The organism is Parasulfitobacter algicola (genome assembly GCF_013315265.1).
Lineage (GTDB): Bacteria > Pseudomonadota > Alphaproteobacteria > Rhodobacterales > Rhodobacteraceae > Parasulfitobacter > Parasulfitobacter algicola.
This window is the reverse complement of record NZ_JABUFE010000004.1, coordinates 287,478-306,198: the sequence shown is the minus strand read 5'-3', so window position 1 is coordinate 306,198 and position 18,721 is coordinate 287,478. Positions and strand designations below refer to the sequence as shown.

Genomic DNA, 18,721 nt, shown 5'->3' with positions numbered 1-18,721 from the left:
CCTCAAATTGCAGAAACATCCTGCAACTCTATCAAGAACCTGACCTATCAACCCGGTCAGCCCGATTACCAATGCTTGGTCCGGATATTGTTGCAAAAGTCCGTTGATCTGATGATCCAGTCCTGATTCACTTGATTTGAGAGTGGAGGACATGGCGATGATGGGTCCAAGGCAGATTGCGCAAGGCGCGCTTTTCTATGAGTTCTCAATCGAAGATTTTGTTCCGCAAGATCATCTCATGCGTGGGATTGATCGGTTTCTGGATCTGACCGATGTGCGGCCGTTGTTAGCACCATATTACAGTTCACACGGTCGCCCTTCGATTGATCCTGAACTGATGATCCGGATGTTGCTTTTGGGCTATTGCATGGGCATCCGATCTGAGCGGCGGCTTTGCGAAGAGGTGCATGTCAATCTGGCCTATCGGTGGTTTTGCAGGCTCGATCTGGCGGATCGGGTGCCCGATCATTCCACCTTTTCGAAGAACCGACACGGGCGGTTTCGGGAAAGCGGTTTGTTCCGGCATCTTTTCGAGACGGTCCTAAGGCGCTGCATGGATGAGGGGTTGGTTGGTGGCCACAGCTTCGGTGTCGATGCCAGCCTGATCCCCGCAAATGCGAACCAGACGCGTGGGATCGAGAGCAAAGAAGGGTTGCCACCAGACCAGACTGCCCGCGTTATCGACGAATATCTTGAAACGCTGGACGATGCCGCATTCGGCGCATCCACTAAGGTCGTTCCAAAATACATCTCACCGGTTGATCCTGCTGCCCGCTGGACCGGGGCAGACGGTGGGGCCGCGTTCTTCGCCTATTCCACTAACTACATGGTGGATTTGGACAATGCGGTGATCGTTGACGTTGAACCCTCCGTGCCAATTAGAACCGCTGAGGCCTTTGCAGCACGCCGCATGATCGACCGGATCACGGACCGCTTCGACATGACACCAGACAAACTGGTCGGCGACACGGGCTACGGATCAGCGGAGATGCTGGGCTGGCTGGTCGAGGAACGGGGCATTGCCCCGCATATTCCGGTCTGGGACAAATCAAAACGGACCGACGGCACCTTCTCACGCGAAGACTTCATCTACGATACCGCAACCGACAGGTACACCTGCCCAGGCGGGAAGCGCCTGCAAACCTATCGCAGAAACTTCTCCAAGCCGCGAAAGGCAAATGGTGGCAAAGACGGCTTCATCAGATACCGCGCTTCAAAGAACGATTGCGACGCATGCCCGCTGAAGCCTCAGTGCTGTCCGAAGGACAACGGGAGACGTCTCATGCGCTCCGTACATGAAGCTGCCCGAGATGTCGCCCGCGATATCCGCAAAACAGACGCCTACATGACCTCGTTCATCCAGAGGCGGAAGGTCGAAATGCTCTTCGCCCATCTGAAACGATACATCGGCGTCGCAACGATGCGGCTGCGAGGACCCAAAGGCGGCTTAAACGAGCACTCGGGGCGGCACGAAAGCGGGACAGGTCCATCTGCAACCTTTCGACGATGTAAACAAACGTGTCTCGCGTCTGGCGGCTAACATACCTCTTATCCGAAACAATCTGGCACCATTCTCATTCACCGACGTCCCTCAGCGCGCTTATACCGAAGCCATTCTGGGGGCCTATAAACGATCCGCGGCCCAATACGCAGCAGTAAGACAGTCTCTGGGTGAGCCTGATCCTTTCCGTCTGAAGTGCCGCATAGAACTGCGCGATGCTGTCGGACACATCATTCGCGCCCAGATCGCACGAAGAGAAGTAGCTGACGAAATCTCATGACTATCTGCAAAATCTATCCAGGCAGAGGATCGAGCCGCGTTTGCCAACGTCGTCGAAGAAGAACTTCTCAGCCTCCACGCCGGCAACTTCTCGCGTTTTCAGGTGCGCCCATCTGAGTTCTCCGCGTGGCAAGAAAAATGGACCGATAAGTGAGCGAACCAAAGTATCCAACCGTAGATGCCGACGACTTCGCCAGCAGGTTTTTGATGCGGTCCGGCAGCCTCATGTGGCTCCTCGGTGCCGGCGCCTCTGCGTCTGCCGGTACGCGCCGCACGACACTGATCAAAGCCAGTAAGGTTGGTTCGACGTGGTATGCGGCAGCAAGGGTTGAAAGCATTGATTTTACACCTCTGAAAGAATTATTAGGTTCAACAGTTTAAAAAATATTTGATACCAACGTTTCGGGTGCATTTTTACGCAAGGCTGCATGGCGTATTATCGACCGGGACATTGTTGGATGTCGCCGCAAGGCAGGCAGGGAATTAGGGTGATCGAACCGTCAGTTTTGGTTTTCAAGAAGTTCAACTTCAACAAACGTGCATTCAAAATCGTTTGCATTGATAACGTCATGTTCCACCCCGATCTGACGGAAATAGGGGATGCCGTTTTGCATTTGTGCTGTCACGATTTCCTTATCAGCAAGTCTAATCTCAAGTACTCCGTCGAATAAAGGAATGACTACATAATCGAATTCATGACGATGCCATCCTGTATTATCGCCCTTTTTAGCAAAACGCCATTCGGTCACCCTGACCCGGTCATTTTCGATCATGACGGTTGGTTTCGCAGTCCCTTTTTCAGAGCACATCGTTCGTTCCCTTAATCATAACAATGCCGATTGGCATCATACGACAGGCCTAAACCCATTTGGCCAAAGGCGGCAAACTCATCAATACCGCATTCGCATCGTGGCCGGTTTCAAGGCCGAACTTGGTACCACGATCATAGACCAGATTGTATTCAGCATAGAGACCCCGGTGGATCAGCTGCGCGTCTTTATCCGCATCGGTCCACGGTTGATTGCGGCGTTTTTCAGTGATCGGGACAAAAGCGGGTAAAAATGCGCGGCCGACGTCCTGAGTGAATGCAAAATCCGCCTGCCAGTCATCGGTGTTGTGATCATCATAGAATACGCCGCCGATCCCGCGCGCCCGATTACGGTGTGGGATAAAGAAATATTCATCCGCCCAGGCTTTATACTTTGGATAATACTCTGCGTCGTGATGATCGCAATATTGCTTTAAAACATGATGAAAAGCTGCCGTATCTTCGGTATATTCAATACATGGATTCAGGTCGGATCCGCCGCCAAACCACCACGCATGGGGTGTCCAGAACATGCGTGTGTTCATATGAACGGCTGGCGCATGAGGGTTTTGCATATGTGCTACCAGACTGATGCCTGATGCCCAAAAGCGCGGGTCTTCTTTCATGCCGGGCAGTCCCTTGCGCGCGGCCATGGCAGCTTGGGCCCGTTCACCCAGTTCACCATAAACGGTCGACACATTGACGCCCACTTTTTCGAACACACGTCCGCCGCGCATCACGCTCATCAAGCCGCCGCCTGCATCTGCGCCATCGTCTGATTTTCGCTTGGTTTCAGTCACCTCAAACCGGCCGGCCGGGCGATCATCGGTTTGCGTGTTTTCCAATTCTTCGAAGGCCGCAACAATCTGATCACGCAAATCACGAAACCACGCGGAAGCAAGCGCCTTGCGATCATCAAACATATCCGTCATCAGTATTTCCTTGGTTAAGCTATCAGTTTACCGTTTGGTGTTCGCGACAGCATCCGTTATTCTGCCCGCAAATGAAAGGTCTGAACGTATGCGTTTTCCTATTTCAGTTCTCTGTCTGCCGCTGTTGATCGCTGCGTGCGCCACGCCCTATGAAAAATGCACGTCAACCGCGACTAAGGATTTGCGCGTCGTTGAAAGCCTGATCGTCGAGACCGAAGAAAATCTGGATCGCGGCTATGCGCTGGAACAGGAAGTGGTGCCAAGAACACGGTTTGGTTGGTGTGTATCGCGTAGTGCGAGGTATCAACTATGCCGCGATACGCAATTCAGTACGCGGGACAAACCAGTGGCAATCGATCTGGCGGATGAGCGGAAAAAATTGCGTGAACTCAGGGCAAAACGCAATGAACTGGCATTGCGGGCAAACCAGGATATCACCCAATGCCGCGCAACTTATCCTGAAAGTCAAAGCTGAAAATGGATGTGGTCGTCGTGACGCGCGGCGCGGCAGCCTTGAAATCTGATCTTGTTCGATCTGACGCCAAGCCGTGTTTCCAAATGCGGCTCTAGCAGAATTTTCGAAACACGCGGGTCTTGTGACAGCTGCAATAATGCAGCCCGTGTGCGGGTTTCGTCAAAAACGGTATCGCGCATGAAAGGCGCAAGCCAAGCCATATCCCAACGCAGTGTTGGCCAGACATCCGGACATTGCGTTGGTCCGTCTTCAAAGCCCCAATACCCAATGGGCGAAGCCATTTGATCGTTTTGATAATAAAAGGCAATATCCAGTTTTTCGCCGTCATCATGGCTAAGATGCGGGATCAACGGAAATCCATCCCAAAAAGGAAAGCTGGCATCAAGAACGCGGGTCTGAGTGCCGGGGAATTCTGTTGCCATGCGTTCTGCCAGATCACCTGCCACGCCTGCCATTTCGGGCGTCACATATGTACGGTTCAAAACGCAATAAAGCGGACTGGCAACAACCAGATTTTCGTTCGAAAAACATGGCAGCGCCTGACGCCCGAAGTGTGGAGCCAGAAAAATCGCACCAAGCGAGGATACAAAATAGATTCCTAAAAACGCTATGATCCTGCGTTTGAAAAACAAAGCAACCAACCAGGCAATGCCACCAATCTGGGTTAATATGGTCAGCACTGCAAAAATCATAAAATGCCAGAGTATTTGCAGCAAAAATATAAATGCTTTCATTTTTGAATAATGCTCCGACACTTGGTTTGATGGGTTTTGGGATTATAGGTGTTTAAAGCGGCCACATGTAAGGAATAATGATCGAAGCCAAAAGACCGACTGACAAGTTCAGCGGTATACCGAACTTGAGAAAATCGCTGAATTTATATCCGCCGGGCCCGTAAACCAGCATATTGGTTTGATAGCCGATGGGCGTGGCAAAACTGGCTGATGCTGCGACCATGACGGCTACAACAAGTGGGCGTGGATCAATACCAATGGCAGTGGCCAGACCGATAGCGATGGGCGTTACGACCACAGCGACCGCATTATTGGATACCAGTTCGGTCAGAACCGAGGTCAGCAGATAGATGGCCCAAACAATCAAGAATGGTGGCAAAGTGCTAAGATAGGGTGCGATGGCTTCGACGATTAGGCGAACTGCGCCCGATGCTTCAAGTGCTGCCCCGATGGCCAGCATGGAAAAGATCAGCGCCAAAAGACGCCCATCGACGAAAGAAAACGCTTCTTCGGCATCAATGCAGCGCGTGATCAAAACGATAGCCACTGCCAGAACACTGAGCATCAGGATGGGCGCGACGCCAAGGGCGGCCATGCTGACAATTCCGATCAGCGCCAACACAGCCAAGGGCGCATGACGCCGACGAAATGCGCGGGCTTTGGGTTTGGCGATGTCGACAAGTTCCATATCGGTCGCAAGGCGTTGAATATCTTCGGCCCCACCTTCCAGCAGCAACGTATCCCCGACGCGTACCACAAGATCATCCAACTGCCGTCCGATATTCTGGTTGCGCCGATGCACTGCCAATGGATAAACACCGTATCGCCGTCGCAGGCGCAATGATCCCAAAGATCGGCCAATCATTTTGCAACCTGGCGTGATCAGAACCTCGACCGTTGTCGTCTCGACCGAGCTTAGCTTATCGACCATCCGCACGTCTTTAGATTGTTGTAATCCCAATAATTCGGCCATTTGCGTACGTAGCACAACGCGATCCCCGGCCCGCAAAGTCACATCGGTCAGGTTGCGCCGCAGAGATGCATCCCCACGCAATACATCAATCAATCTGACACCGTCGCGTTTAAACATGTCGACGTCGCTGACAGGTTGATCAATTAAGCTCGAGTCCTCGGGCACAGCGACTTCGGTAAAAAACTTCATCTTGGATTTCGATGACAAAAGCCCCGCCATACTGCTGCGATCTGGCAATAAAATCGGGCCAATTACTCGCAAATAGACCATGCCCCATGCCACCAGGATCAGACCAAGCGGTGTCACTTCGAAAATGGTAAACGGCTCTAGCCTGTTAACACGTGCAACCCCATCAACCAGCAGGTTTGTTGACGTGCCAATCAGCGTTAGAGTTCCCCCCAAAATGGCTGCATAAGACAGTGGGATCAGCAATTTTGATGGTGCAAGGCCCAGTTTTCCTGCCAGTTGCACAAAAACGGGGATCATAACGACAACAACGGGCGTGTTTGACACAATCGCGGATGAAAAGATGACAAACGCCATCATTCCCGCGATCGCCAGAACGGGCTGTGTTTCAACACGCCTTTCGGCCATCTGCGTAAACCACTCCAACGCGCCCGTGCGCACCAAGGCCCCCATAACGATGAACATCGCGGCAATGGTCCAGGGTGCAGGGTTTGCCAACACCGCGACTGCCCTATCATAAGGCAGCACGCCCAACAAAAGCATCAGCGACACGCCCGCGATTGCAACAACCTCAGTCGGATAGGTTTCACGCAAAAACAGAATAAACATGCCGCCGACTACGCACAGCGCAATCACGGCCTGTCCTGTTTCTGAAATGTCCCAAAGTGACATCATGCCAAACCTGCGCTGGTAAATACCTGTCGTTTCAACATCAGCACCCATGCCCAAATTGCGCCAGCGCTCAGATTAGCAGCGCGTCCTGCGCCATGCCAGATAAAATGCAAGCTAAAGCGCGCTTTGTTCAAGTCGACCGCCTTGACGCACCATCTTAACTGTTTTGGCCAGACCTGTCTTATCATCGGTTTCCACGAACAAACCCGACAGCGTGGCTTCTTCAAGCGCGGGGATAAACCGCCCTTTGGACATGCCTGTCACAAAGCGGCGTAACGGTTCGGCTTTTTCCATTCCGATAACAGAATTATAGTCTCCGCACATGCCGGCATCGCTTTGAAACGCCGTACCTTTCGGTAAAATTTGCGCATCCCCTGTTGGAACATGGGTGTGGGTGCCGACGACGACTGATGCACGGCCATCGCAAAAATGCCCCATGCCCATCTTTTCAGACGTGGCTTCGCAATGAACATCGACTAAAATTGCATGGGCCTGGCCACCCAAAGGGTGATTGCGCAGCGCAAGATCAACGGCGGAAAACGGGTCGTCAAAGGCGCGTTTCATAAATACTTGGCCCAGAACCTGCACGACCAAAATTTTGTGCCCGCCGCGCGCCTCAAACAACCTTGCCCCTTTACCGGGGGCGGTTTTGGCATAGTTCAGCGGCCGCAAAATGCGTGGCTCGCGTTCGATAAACCCAAGCATATCTTTTTGATCAAAGGCATGATCACCAAGGGTCACACAATCTGCGCCGGCGTCAAATAACGCTTTCGCATGATCAGCCGACAGGCCTGCACCGCTTGTCGCGTTTTCGCCGTTGACCACGACAAAATCCAATCGCCATTCATCACGCAATCCCGATAATCGCTGCTGAATGGCAGACCGTCCAGCCCGGCCCATAACATCGCCTAAAAATAAAATTCTCATCTCAAAAGGCCTAGGGCGCAAAATGCCAAAGGGCAAGTACTGTCGCCATATGTGTAAAATCAACTGCATGAATGGATGTTATCCGATAACAATCACGTGCTATTGCAAAGCATGATATTTGATAACAAAGACAGGCTACGTTTTAAATTCAGGAGATTTCAGATGATAGCCCGCCTTGCATGTGCAACCGTTTTTCTCTTGCCACTCATGTCATGCGCCAGCCTGACCAATAAACAATGTGAGCGCGGCGATTGGTACGGAATTGGTGTTTCCGATGGGCAAGCAGGGCGTAGTATCAGCTATCTGGATAATCACCGCGAGGCATGTGCAGATGTTGGTATCACACCAGATCGCGCCGTCTGGCTGAAAGGTCGCGAGGCGGGATTGCGCCAATATTGCACGCCCGAAAATGCTTATCATATCGGGAAAGCAGGCGATCAGATCAACAATGTATGTCAGCCCCAAGAACGATTAAAAATGTCGCGCCCGTATCTTGTGGGTCAACAGTATTACGATTTCACCCAACAAATTAACCGTCTGAAAAGTGAAAAAAATAGCCTTGAAGAAGATATTCGGTTGATTGAAGTGGATTACGATCCTGAAACAGACAAAAGCAAATTGCGCAGAAAATGGCGCGAAATTAGTCGAATAGAGCGCCGGATAGAAGATCTTGAAGATCAGCGATCACTTTATACCCTTCTTTATGCGCTTTATAATTAGGTGGGCAATGTCGCAAATGTTTATCATCATGGTGGGTGGCCAGTTTTACTGCCAATCAGATTGATGAGGTTACAGGCGTCCAAAGTATATTAATCTTTGTTTGGAATCCGCGCGATTACCTTGATTTCAAAATCAAAACCAGCCAGCCATGTCACCCCCAAAGCGGTCCAGTTTGGATAAGGTGCCGCCGGGAAATACTGAGATTTCACTTCCATAAGGATTTTAAATTGATTTTCGGGGTCAGTATGGAACGATGTGACGTCGACGATATCATCAAGTGTGCATCCCGCTGCTTTCAACGTCGCGATAAGGTTTTCAAATGCCTGTTCAACCTGTGTTTTGTAATCTGGATCAGGCGTGCCATCCGCGCGTGACCCAACTTGGCCGGATACGAACAATAGATCCCCTGACTTGATCGCTGCTGAATACCCATGTGCATCGTAAAGCGCGTGTCTGTCGGCAGGAAAAATCGGTTCTCTGGGTATCATCTGTAAACTCCTTAGTTTTCCGGTCGATCATTCGTCTCAAAATGATATACGTAGTGTATGTCAAATTAAATACGCCGCGTATGTGAAGATTGAAAGGTTTGCGTATGATGCGCCGTGCAGAAAAAATGGAAGAAACCCGTGCGAAACTGATTGCTGCGGCAAGGGATGCCTTTGCAGATAAGGGTTATGCGGCGGCATCAATGGATGAGTTATGTGCAGTTGCGGGCGTTACACGTGGCGCACTTTATCATAATTTTGGCGACAAAAAGGGCTTGTTGATGGCGGTAGTCCATCAAATGGATGCGACGATGGCAACGCACGCTGAAGAGGCGGTGGCACACTTGGATGACCCCTGGGGTCGCTTGCTGGCGGCGGGTATTAAATATATCGAAATGGCTCTCGATCCTCATGTCCGACGCATCGTCTTGCTTGACGGCCCAGCCTTTCTTGGAGATCCGTCGCAATGGCCCAGTCAGAATGCATGCCTTTTGAATACAAGACAGGCGCTGGAAAGCCTGCTTGATACAGGTCGGATAAAACCCGTCGATCCGGAAGCTGCCGCGCGATTGTTAAACGGCGCAGCACTTAACGCAGCGCTTTGGATAGCCGCCAGCGATGAAAGTAGCGTGGTGCTGGATAAAGCAGTTGACGCATTCCGGTATTTGGCTGAAGGTCTTTTGGCCGACTAATTGCAATGTAATGGACATACAACTTTCAAATTATGGCGACTTGATCAACAAAATAAATCGATAATTTTGTATACTGAAAACCTTATAAATAAAGTTTTGATCATTATAGCAGGAAGCGAAGAATTACTCTTCTGAACCATTTTTCTCAAGCGTCTTAATGAGGTGTTTGAGTTCTTTATCACCAAGTATTGCTTTAATTTTCGCTACTACTTTTGACTGTCTCGTTCTGCGGACAATTTCTTTTGCGTAAAAATATGATATTGCCGCCTTGCCGCGCTGTCCTACCCAGTGGGACAGTCTAAAAATATCGATTTTGGGGTGAATTTGTCTGGTACGGATATGGCATCAAGGTGCGCACTATTTCACGTTTAGCCCACCCATTTTGCATACGATGTCCCATTCGGTATCCTTAACGGGCTGAACCGACAGACGTGAGCTGCGGATCAGCGCCATGTCTGACAGCCGTTCATCGTCTTTGCACATTGCTAGGGTGACGGGCTTGGGCATCGGTTTAACGGCTTTGATATCTACGCAATCCCATCGGTCGTCGTCTGTTGTGCTGTCGGTGTGGGCTTCGGCGATGACTTCGACGATCCCGACCACGGCTTTTTCGGTTTGCGAATGATAAAAGAACCCAAGATCGCCCACTTTCATGTCACGCATGAAGTTGCGGGCCTGATAGTTGCGCACGCCGTCCCATTCTTCGCCTGCGTCGCCCTTGGCCACCTGATTTTCCCAAGACCAGACATTGGGTTCGGATTTGAAAAGCCAATATGCCATCAGCCGATCACCTTCTTCCACTGAATCAGTTGTACTTTGGCAAAAAGTCCGGCCTTGGCATAGGGGTCATTGTCGGCCCAGTTCTGCGCGGCCTGTTTGCTGTCCACATCCAGAATGATCAGCGATCCGCACATAGTGCCGTCGTCATCCAAAAACGGTCCGGCTTGCTGTACCACGCCGGTCTCCTTGATATAAGACAAATGTGCATCGCGATTGTCCAGCCGGGTTTGCAATGCGCCGGGTTTGTCTTGGGTGATCAGGGCAAAACTCATGGGTTATTCCTTTTTCAATGGCCGGGCCAGAAGAGCATCAATCGCGTCTTTGACCGTAATTTTATGTTCAATCACAGCGACGATAGCCTTGGTGATGGGCATATCAATGCCTTGATTGGCAGCAGTTTTGGCCACGGCGCGGGCGGTAGTCACGCCTTCGACGGTTTCATCGCTGGACCATGTCGCGTCTTTGGCCAAGGTTTGCCCAAAGCGATAATTGCGGGATTTATCCGACGTGCAGGTCAGGACCAGATCACCAAAGCCTGACAGCCCGATTAACGTATCTGCTTGTGCGCCCTGGGCCAGTGCAAAGCGGCGTAATTCTGCAAAGCCGCGCGTTATTATGGCTGCCCGTGCGCTTTCGCCCATACCAGCACCAATGGTCGCACCGCAGGCGATGGCCATGATGTTTTTCAGCCCGCCGCCCAATTCGGCCCCGATCACATCATGACTGATATAAAGTCGAAGCGTATCGGTTGATAAAATCGGCTGCAGACGCAGTGCTGTATCAGGATCGGCATTGGCAAGCGTCAGGGCGGTTGGCAGGCCACGCGCGATATCTGCAGCAAAGCTGGGTCCGGTCAGGATCGACGGATGAGAGGTTGGGAAAATCTGTTGCAACATCCCAACAGGGCCTTTCCCGGTTTGCAGATCTACACCCTTACAACAGGCAATCAGATCTTTATCGGACAATATCGTACGATGCATTTTTGCAATGGTCGATAGCTGCTGCATTGGAACGGCCAGCAGGATTTGATCAGCGCTGTGCAGGGCATCAGTATCAGCGCTGATCGTGATCTTTGCGGGCAGGGCGACATTCGGCAGTCGTTTGCGGTTTTCCCGCGTATTTTGCATGTGATCTGCGTTTTGCGCATCGCGGGACCACAGAATAACATCAGTTTTTGAGGCAAGACTTATGGCAAGTGCGGTTCCAAAAGCCCCCGCGCCCATAACGCCAATCATGCCTTGACCCCTTTTTTACCTGATCCCAGCATGGGGGCGCTTTTGTGATCCAAGGGCCAGCGTGGGCGGACGGACAGGGTCAGGTCGTCGGTTTGGCCTGCGCGAAATAGCTCAATCCCTGCATAGGCGATCATGGCCGCGTTATCTGTGCATAACGCCAGGGGTGGGGCCAGAAAGCTGGTTTGCATTTGATCTGCCAGGTTTTGCAGGCCTACGCGGATCGTTTGGTTCGCAGCCACGCCGCCAGCGACTGCGATGGCAGGTATTGCAGGGCATTCGGCCAGATAAAGCCGGATCGCACGACGGGTTTTTTCGATCAAAACGTCGGTGACGGCAGCCTGAAACCCCGCGCATAGGTTTGCGCGATCATCTGTTGTCAATCCACCTTTGTCTGCCACGGCCGCGTCGCGGGCGCGCAAAAGCGCGGTTTTCAGACCTGAAAAAGACATATCGCAATCATCGCGGTCCAGCAGCGGGCGAGGGAATGAAAAACGGCTGGGGTCACCATCGACCGCGGTGCGTTCAACCGACGGGCCACCCGGTTGCGGCAAACCCAGAAGTCGGGCCGTTTTATCAAACGCTTCGCCCGGGGCATCGTCAATCGTGCCGCCAAGACGTGTAAAATCCAAAGCCCCGCGCACGATCAGAAACTGGCAATGCCCGCCTGACACCAACAGCATAAGATAGGGATAAGCCAATTGATCAGTTAGGCGCGGTGTCAAAGCGTGGCCTGCCAGATGATTAACCCCGATAATAGGAAGATTGGTTGCCGCAGACAGTCCCTTGGCGCACATGACACCAGACAGCACACCTCCGATCAGACCCGGACCGGCAGTGACAGCGATGGCGTCCAGATCCCGCAGGCCAACGCTTGCCTGATCCAGGGCATGTTCTATGCAGTGATCCAGCTTTTCGGCATGCGCGCGCGCGGCGATTTCCGGCACGACACCACCATAAAGCGCATGTAGTTCGGTCTGGCTTTCCACAACGGACGACAGGATCATGGGCACGTCATCTGTCATACGAACAACTGCTGCTGCGGTATCGTCACAACTGCTTTCTATGCCCAATATCGTTGTCATTTTCGTCATTGGTTCCGTTGCCTTGGGGCCATGGGGCAGGTAACACCGACGGCATGAACATACAATCCCAGCCCACTGTCTTGCTGACACGACCTGCGGCGAAATCTTTGGATTTTGCGGCCCGGATCAGGGCGGGCAGAGCGGATGTGACCGTGATCATTGCGCCGCTGATCCAGATTGAATACTGCGATCTTCCGGCAGATGCCCTAGGCTATGATGCACTGGTGTTTACATCGACAAATGGTGTTCTGGCCTATCAGAACGCAAATGCACCCGCGCATAAAATCGCATTTTGCGTGGGTGATCAAACAGCAACCGCAGCACGGGATGCGGGTTTGCAGGCCATATCAGCCCATGGCGATGTGGATCAGCTATTCGACTTAATCTGCAAAGATGCGCCGTCACAGCCGTTGCTTCATATCCGTGGCGAACACAGCACGGGCGATTTGGCGCAACGATTAAACCAGCGGGGCTTTCAGACGTATGATGTGATTGCCTATCGCCAGATCGAAATCCTGCTGTCGCAGGATGCAAACGCTGTATTGCAAAGGCCAGGGCAGGTAATTGCCCCATTGTTTTCCCCCCGCACAGCCGATATTTTTGCACCTTACGCAAAGGATGCAAAAGCCAGTCTGGACTGTGTGGCGATCAGTGAAAATGTAAAGCAAGCAGCCACTGATTTTTGGACCAAAAGCAGCCGCGTTGCGAGCAGGCCGGACGCCCAATCCATGTTGGATGCAATCTTTGAAATCATTTGAATTGAGCGTGACGCTTGAGACACCCGCAATGCCAAGCTAAGTTATTTCAGGCAAATATATTTCGCCAATCAGATTCGCAAAGGGTGGGACACGTGGCAAACCGCAAAAAGCCTGTAAGGGCCAAAACGCAAAGATCGAAAAAAAGCCCTGTTCAGGATACGAAATCTGACAAGGCAAAGGCCGCAACAGATCAGGAAACCGACACCACTGTGCCTACAATGGCCAAGGGTGTGGCCGTTGAAGAAATCAAAGAAGATAAAAGTGCGGACCTGATAAAGGATGATGACACGATCGTAGATGCGGAAGTGGTCAGTGAAACGCCACCTGCGAGCGATGATGCAACGCCTGAAGATATCACAGATAATGAAAGTATCATGTTAGCTAAGGCGGATGATACTGTTGAAAATGCAGAAATAAGTGATGAAGTTGCCGACACAGATACAGTGCCAGATCCATCTGATGACGATGTTATTGCGGCGACCGAGATTGAAGCAGCCGAAGAGTTTTCGGCCGAAGATGAGACAGCAAAGCAATACGATGAAGCCCCGCCACCTGATACCGCGGCACCTTCGCCTGTTATTGTGGAACGAAAGGCCGGATTTATCCCGATGCTTGTCGGGGGGGCTATTGCAGCAGTCCTTGGGTTTGGGGCCGCGATGTATTTGAATATGTCAGGCGGCAATTCTGCAGCTTTGGAAGAGATCAACGAAGAGATTGCTGCGCTGAACAGCTCTGTTTCGGATCTGCGTAATGATATTCCGGCGCCCTATGATGACAGTTCGATAATGTCTTCGATTTCGACGGTTTCCGATCAGGCTGCCGATCTTAATAATCAGATTTCAGCACTATCTGACCGATTGGTCGGATTGGATGACCGCATTACCGAAGTTGAAAAACGCCCTGCTGCGGAAAATGCCCAAGCCTCTGTTCAGGCGTTTGAGCGTGAGTTGGAGACATTACGCGCCCAGATTGCACAGGAACGCGCCGAGATTGAAGGCATTGCTGCAGAAGCAGCAACCATGGAAGAAAACGCACAAGAAGCCGCCGAAGATCAAGCCGCGCGTGCTGCCTTGGGGCGTATTCAGGCGTCGCTTGAATCGGGCAGTCCTTTTGCAAATGCGTTGCGTGATCTTAGGCAAGCCAAACAGATTGAAGTGCCCGAAGCATTGACCGAGCTTGCGCAAACTGGTGCGCCCACAGTCAGTGAATTGCAACAAAGTTTCCCCAATGCCGCACGGGCAGCATTGGCGGCATATCGTGCAACAGATACAGAGGGCACAACTGGCAACCGGATTACGAATTTCATCATGTCCCAGACCCAGGCGCGATCAGTTGAACCGCGCGAAGGCGATGACCCTGATGCTGTCTTGTCACGAGCCGAATACTTTGCCCGTAATGGGAATTTAACCGATGCATTGGCCGAAATTGAAACTTTACCCGATGTTGCGCGTTCAGAAATGACGGGCTGGACCGAACGCACTCAAGCACGCCTTGATGCGCTGGACGCGGCTGAAACTTTGTCACAAACCCTGTTTTCAAATTAAGGACAAAGCAATGCTCTGGTCCATGATAAAAATTCTTCTTTTCGTCGCGATTGTCGCGGTATTGGCCTATGGCGCTGGCCTGCTTTTGGATATGGAAGGTGGCGTCCAGATCACCTTTGGTGGGATGGAGTTCACCCTGGGGCCGCTGTTAAGTATTATTGTGGTCGTGACATTGGTCTTTGCCGTTTGGCTGTTCCTAAAACTGTTTGGACTTTTGATTGCGGTGCTGCGCTTTATCAATGGGGATGAAACCGCCATTTCCCGACACTTTGATCGCAATCGCGAACGTAAGGGGTTTCAGGCGCTGTCAGATGGTTTGATGGCCTTGGCGTCGGGCGAAGGCCGTTTGGCGATGTCTAAGGCGGAAAAAGCCGAAAAATATTTGCGTAAGCCAGAGTTGACGAATCTGATCACAGCACAGGCTGCTGAAATGACCGGCGACACCAAACAGGCCGAACAGGTCTATAAGCGCTTATTGCAAGATGATCGCACACGCTTTGTCGGTGTGCGTGGAATCATGAAGCAAAAGCTAAGCGAAGGGGATACCGAAACGGCGTTGGCGCTGGCTGAAAAGGCGTTCGCGCTAAAGCCTAAACATGTGGAAACACAGGACGTTTTGCTACGTTTGCAGGCAGGAAAAGAAGACTGGTCCGGCGCACGGAAGACGCTGAACGCCAAGCTGAAATACGGTACCTTGCCACGTGATATTCACAAAAGACGTGACGCAGTTCTGGCCTTGTCCGAGGCGAAAGAGATTGCAAATCTGGAAGGCACGATTGAATCGCAAGAAGCCGCTATTGAAGCCAATCGCCTGTCGCCTGATTTGATCCCGGCGGCGATTTTAGCGGCCCAAACGTATATTGAACAGGACAAGAAACGTTATGCTGCGCGGGTTTTGAAAAAAGCGTGGGAAGCACAGCCGCACCCTGATCTGGCGGCGACATTTGCCGAGATTGAGCCAGACGAAGCGGCCGCAGATCGAATAAAGCGTTTTCAGGCCTTGACCAAAATCATGCCGGATCACCCTGAAACCAAAATGCTGCTGGCTGAACTGAATATCACCGCCGAAGATTTTCCAGAGGCACGCCGCGCGATTGGCGATCTGTCTACGTCGGCACCCACGGCCCGCAGCCTGACCATCATGGCCGCGATCGAGCGGGGCGAAGGTGGTGAAGATGCTGTTGTGCGTGGTTGGCTTGCCAAGGCTTTGACGGCGTCACGTGGGCCGCAATGGGTTTGTGACAACTGCCACAATATTCATGGCACGTGGGTTCCGGTTTGTGAAAACTGCGCGTCTTTCGATACACTTAGCTGGAAAGTGCCGCCTGCCGCCGATATCGCGATGCCATCATCGACGGAAATGTTGCCTTTGCTGGTCGAAAAGCCAAAACCCGATACGCCGGAATTGATCGAGGCTGAAGAATTATCGCCTGACGATGCTGTTTTGATCGAAGATGCGGCACTTGAACGGCAAGATAAGTAAGGTTTTTAGACTTTCACGCGTTCAGATGTGGGATCATAAAAAGGTTTCAGCGATGGCTCTGCTCTAACCCGCGTGCCGGCGATTTCGATTTCATAGCTTGAGGCTAAGATACCGGCAGCACTTTCCCCAGCGCAAGGGATATATCCCATCCCCAGTGCCGCGCCCAATGTATGTCCATAGGCGCCTGAGGTCAGATAACTGATCACTTGCCCGTCGCGCAAAATGGGTTCCGCATGATACAAAAGCGGTTGCGGTTCGGTCAGCTTGAACTGCACCAGTCGAGATTGCAAACCATCATCGCGTCGTTTTAGCACGGCATCGCGGCCGATAAAATTTGACTTGTCTGTTTTTACGGCAAAGCCTAACCCGGCTTCAAGCACATGATCTTCGCAAGTGATGTCATGACCGAAATGGCGAAAGCCTTTTTCCATGCGGCAACTGTCCATCATATGCATTCCGCAAAGCTTCAGATCCATATCACGCCCTGCATCGCGCAGAACCTCAAAAACATATGCAGCCATGTCGGTGGGGATGTAAATTTCCCATCCCAGTTCACCCACATATGTGACGCGGTGTACGCGGGCCAGCGCCATCCCGATTTCGATATTCTGCGCAGTTCCAAATAGGTTTGTGGCATTGGTGAAATCGGCAGGCGACACTTTTTGCAGCAAATGCCGCGACTTGGGGCCCATGACTGCCAGTACGGCTTCAGCATTTGTGGCGTCATGAATAAAGACGTTAAAATCGTCCATATGACGTTCCAGCCATGTCTGATCGGCCAGACGCGTCGCCGCAGGGGTGACAACGATATAAGATGTCTCAGACAGGCGTGTTACTGTCACGTCCGCCTCAATTCCTGCGCGGGAATTCAAAAACTGAGTATATATGATTTTGCCCACAGGCACCGATAGATTGCCACCGCAGACATGGTTCAAAAACGCTTCGGCTTGCGGTCCATCCACACGGATTTTGCCAAAGGATGTCATGTCATACATTCCGACATTTTCCCGGATCGCGCGATGTTCACGGGCGACGTTGTCAAACCAGTTTTGTCGCGTCCAACTGTATTCATATTCAGCGTTCTGTCCGGGATCAGCGATCCAATTGGCGCGTTCCCATCCAGCCAATTCACCGAAAACAGCACCTTCGGCATTTAGATGTTCATGAAAGGGCGTGCGGCGGATACCGCGGGCTGTGGCCTTTTGCCGAAACGGGAAATGATCTGCATAAAGCAGGCCAAGCGTTTCCTTGGATCGTTCAAACAGATAGGTTTTGTTGCCCTGAAACGGTTGCATCCGGCTGATATCCACATCGCCCAGATCAAAGGGCTTTTCGCCCGTATCCATCCATTCCGCCAGCGCCATGCCAGCGCCCCCTGCTGATTGAATACCAATGGAGTTAAATCCGGCGGCAACCCAAAAGTTACCCAATTCGGGCGCAAGGCCAAGGTGATAGGCATCATCAGGGGTAAAACTTTCGGGGCCATTGAAAAACGTATGAATGCCCGCATTCGCCAGCATCGGTACGCGGTTCACGGCGGCTTCCAAAATCGGTTCGAAATGGTCAAAATCTTCGGGCAATTGATCGAATTCAAAGTCTTTTGGGATGCCGTCCATCGCCCATGGTTTCGCGTTGGGTTCGAAAGCACCAAGCAGCATTTTGCCCGCATCTTCTTTATAATATGCACATTCATCGGGCACGCGCAGAACAGGCAATTGCGGCAGATCTGGAATGCTTTCCGTGACGATATAGAAGTGTTCGCAGGCATGCAGCGGTACATTCACGCCAGCCATCCGGCCAACTTCATGGCCCCACATGCCGCCGCAATTCACGACCATATCAGCTTGTAAAAAGCCAGTTTCATCGCCGCGTTGCCAGTCAACACCCGTAACGCGTTTGCCATCTTTGCGAATGCCCGTCACCAGAACCTGTTCAAGGATTTGCGCGCTGTGCTGACGCGCACCTTTGGCCAAAGCCAAAGCAATATTACTTGGATCGCCTTGGCCGTCTTTACCCAAATAAACCCCGGCTTTGATATCATCGATATTGACGTGCGGATAGCGCGCCTTGATTTCGGTTGGTGAGATTTCTTCGACCTCAACCCCGAACGCGCGTGCCATGGACGCTTGGCGCAGAATCTCTTCTTTGCGGGCATCGGTCAGGGCAACGGTGATCGATCCGCAGCGGCGAAAGCCTGTGGCGACGCCGGTTTCTGCCTCAAGCGATCCGTATAATTCCTGACTGTATTTGGCTAGCTTGGTCATATTTTTGGTCGCACGCAATTGCGCGATCAGCCCGGCTGCGTGCCACGTTGTGCCACTGGTCAGCTTTTTGCGTTCCAGCAGCACAACATCTTTCCAACCCAATTTGGTCAGATGATAGGCGACCGAACAGCCGATGACGCCGCCGCCGATGATGACAACGCGCGTTTTTGAGGGGATCGTTTTTACCATGA

At 52.0% G+C, this 18,721-nt stretch carries 18 protein-coding genes and 1 pseudogene; 8 read left to right on the top strand and 11 right to left on the bottom strand.

Annotated elements, in window-relative coordinates; genetic code table 11:
- Positions 1 to 157: 157 nt before the first annotated feature.
- Positions 158 to 1,456 (top strand): annotated as a pseudogene (locus HRQ87_RS09790) (transposase); the annotation flags it as partial.
- 474 nt (positions 1,457 to 1,930) lie between these two features.
- A complete protein-coding gene (locus tag HRQ87_RS09785; protein ID WP_174137225.1) occupies positions 1,931 to 2,161 on the top strand; it encodes a hypothetical protein in 231 nt (76 codons plus the stop codon).
- Positions 2,162 to 2,280: 119 nt separating this feature from the next.
- On the opposite strand, the gene HRQ87_RS09780 is transcribed toward HRQ87_RS09785, so the two are convergent.
- Complete coding sequence (locus HRQ87_RS09780; protein WP_174137751.1) at positions 2,281 to 2,589, bottom strand: cupin domain-containing protein; 309 nt, start codon at positions 2,587 to 2,589, stop codon at positions 2,281 to 2,283.
- A 49-nt stretch (positions 2,590 to 2,638) separates the two neighbouring features.
- Positions 2,639 to 3,520 (bottom strand): oxygen-dependent coproporphyrinogen oxidase, encoded by an 882-nt coding sequence (hemF, locus tag HRQ87_RS09775; RefSeq protein WP_174137749.1) that lies wholly within the window; start codon positions 3,518 to 3,520, stop codon positions 2,639 to 2,641.
- An 88-nt stretch (positions 3,521 to 3,608) separates the two neighbouring features.
- Between hemF and HRQ87_RS09770 the strand changes: the two genes are divergently transcribed.
- Positions 3,609 to 3,995 carry a hypothetical protein gene (locus tag HRQ87_RS09770; protein WP_174137747.1) on the top strand — a complete coding sequence of 129 codons (387 nt, stop codon included), beginning with the start codon at positions 3,609 to 3,611 and terminating at the stop codon, positions 3,993 to 3,995.
- On the opposite strand, the gene HRQ87_RS09765 is transcribed toward HRQ87_RS09770, so the two are convergent.
- The 3 genes from HRQ87_RS09765 to HRQ87_RS09755 all read right to left on the bottom strand — a co-directional run bounded on the left by HRQ87_RS09765 (position 3,986) and on the right by HRQ87_RS09755 (position 7,487).
- Entirely contained in the window at positions 3,986 to 4,729 is a 744-nt protein-coding gene (locus HRQ87_RS09765; RefSeq protein ID WP_174137745.1) for a hypothetical protein, read from the bottom strand. The genes HRQ87_RS09770 and HRQ87_RS09765 overlap by 10 nt on opposite strands.
- A 52-nt stretch (positions 4,730 to 4,781) precedes the next feature.
- A complete protein-coding gene (locus HRQ87_RS09760; RefSeq protein WP_425501543.1) occupies positions 4,782 to 6,560 on the bottom strand; it encodes an SLC13 family permease in 1,779 nt (592 codons plus the stop codon).
- 114 nt (positions 6,561 to 6,674) lie between these two features.
- A complete protein-coding gene (locus HRQ87_RS09755) occupies positions 6,675 to 7,487 on the bottom strand; it encodes a TIGR00282 family metallophosphoesterase (protein ID WP_174137743.1) in 813 nt (270 codons plus the stop codon).
- Positions 7,488 to 7,649: 162 nt separating this feature from the next.
- Between HRQ87_RS09755 and HRQ87_RS09750 the strand changes: the two genes are divergently transcribed.
- A complete protein-coding gene (locus HRQ87_RS09750) occupies positions 7,650 to 8,207 on the top strand; it encodes a DUF2799 domain-containing protein (protein WP_174137741.1) in 558 nt (185 codons plus the stop codon).
- Positions 8,208 to 8,296: 89 nt separating this feature from the next.
- Here HRQ87_RS09750 and HRQ87_RS09745 read toward each other — a convergent pair whose 3' ends face one another.
- The gene (locus HRQ87_RS09745) at positions 8,297 to 8,695 is read right to left on the bottom strand and encodes a RidA family protein (RefSeq protein WP_174137739.1); all 399 of its coding nucleotides are present in this window, start codon (positions 8,693 to 8,695) and stop codon (positions 8,297 to 8,299) included.
- A gap of 104 nt (positions 8,696 to 8,799) precedes the next feature.
- Here HRQ87_RS09745 and HRQ87_RS09740 point away from each other — a divergent pair, with 104 nt between their 5' ends.
- Positions 8,800 to 9,384: a TetR/AcrR family transcriptional regulator gene (locus HRQ87_RS09740; protein ID WP_217430426.1), complete on the top strand. Its 585-nt coding sequence runs from the start codon at positions 8,800 to 8,802 to the stop codon at positions 9,382 to 9,384.
- Positions 9,385 to 9,741: 357 nt separating this feature from the next.
- Here the strand turns inward: HRQ87_RS09740 and HRQ87_RS09735 are convergent, their stop codons facing one another.
- The 4 genes from HRQ87_RS09735 to tsaD are packed head-to-tail and all read right to left on the bottom strand — an operon-like array spanning position 9,742 to position 12,490.
- A complete protein-coding gene (locus tag HRQ87_RS09735) occupies positions 9,742 to 10,164 on the bottom strand; it encodes an EVE domain-containing protein (RefSeq protein WP_174137737.1) in 423 nt (140 codons plus the stop codon).
- Entirely contained in the window at positions 10,164 to 10,436 is a 273-nt protein-coding gene (locus tag HRQ87_RS09730) for a YciI family protein (protein WP_174137735.1), read from the bottom strand. The genes HRQ87_RS09735 and HRQ87_RS09730 overlap by 1 nt, the downstream gene beginning before the upstream one ends.
- Positions 10,437 to 10,439: 3 nt before the next feature.
- The gene (locus HRQ87_RS09725; RefSeq protein WP_174137733.1) at positions 10,440 to 11,399 is read right to left on the bottom strand and encodes an NAD(P)H-dependent glycerol-3-phosphate dehydrogenase; all 960 of its coding nucleotides are present in this window, start codon (positions 11,397 to 11,399) and stop codon (positions 10,440 to 10,442) included.
- Positions 11,396 to 12,490: a tRNA (adenosine(37)-N6)-threonylcarbamoyltransferase complex transferase subunit TsaD gene (gene tsaD / locus HRQ87_RS09720; protein WP_174137731.1), complete on the bottom strand. Its 1,095-nt coding sequence runs from the start codon at positions 12,488 to 12,490 to the stop codon at positions 11,396 to 11,398. Before tsaD ends, HRQ87_RS09725 begins: the two co-directional genes overlap by 4 nt.
- Positions 12,491 to 12,534: 44 nt before the next feature.
- On the opposite strand from tsaD, the gene HRQ87_RS09715 reads away from it, so the two are divergent.
- The 3 genes from HRQ87_RS09715 to HRQ87_RS09705 all read left to right on the top strand — a co-directional run bounded on the left by HRQ87_RS09715 (position 12,535) and on the right by HRQ87_RS09705 (position 16,266).
- The gene (locus HRQ87_RS09715; protein WP_174137729.1) at positions 12,535 to 13,239 is read left to right on the top strand and encodes a uroporphyrinogen-III synthase; all 705 of its coding nucleotides are present in this window, start codon (positions 12,535 to 12,537) and stop codon (positions 13,237 to 13,239) included.
- A 92-nt stretch (positions 13,240 to 13,331) separates the two neighbouring features.
- Entirely contained in the window at positions 13,332 to 14,783 is a 1,452-nt protein-coding gene (locus tag HRQ87_RS09710; RefSeq protein ID WP_174137727.1) for a COG4223 family protein, read from the top strand.
- Positions 14,784 to 14,793: 10 nt separating this feature from the next.
- Positions 14,794 to 16,266 (top strand): heme biosynthesis protein HemY, encoded by a 1,473-nt coding sequence (locus HRQ87_RS09705; RefSeq protein WP_174137725.1) that lies wholly within the window; start codon positions 14,794 to 14,796, stop codon positions 16,264 to 16,266.
- A gap of 5 nt (positions 16,267 to 16,271) precedes the next feature.
- On the opposite strand, the gene HRQ87_RS09700 is transcribed toward HRQ87_RS09705, so the two are convergent.
- Positions 16,272 to 18,719, bottom strand: coding sequence for a GcvT family protein (locus tag HRQ87_RS09700; protein ID WP_174137723.1), 2,448 nt, complete (start codon positions 18,717 to 18,719; stop codon positions 16,272 to 16,274).
- Between the last annotated feature and the right edge of the window lie 2 nt (positions 18,720 to 18,721).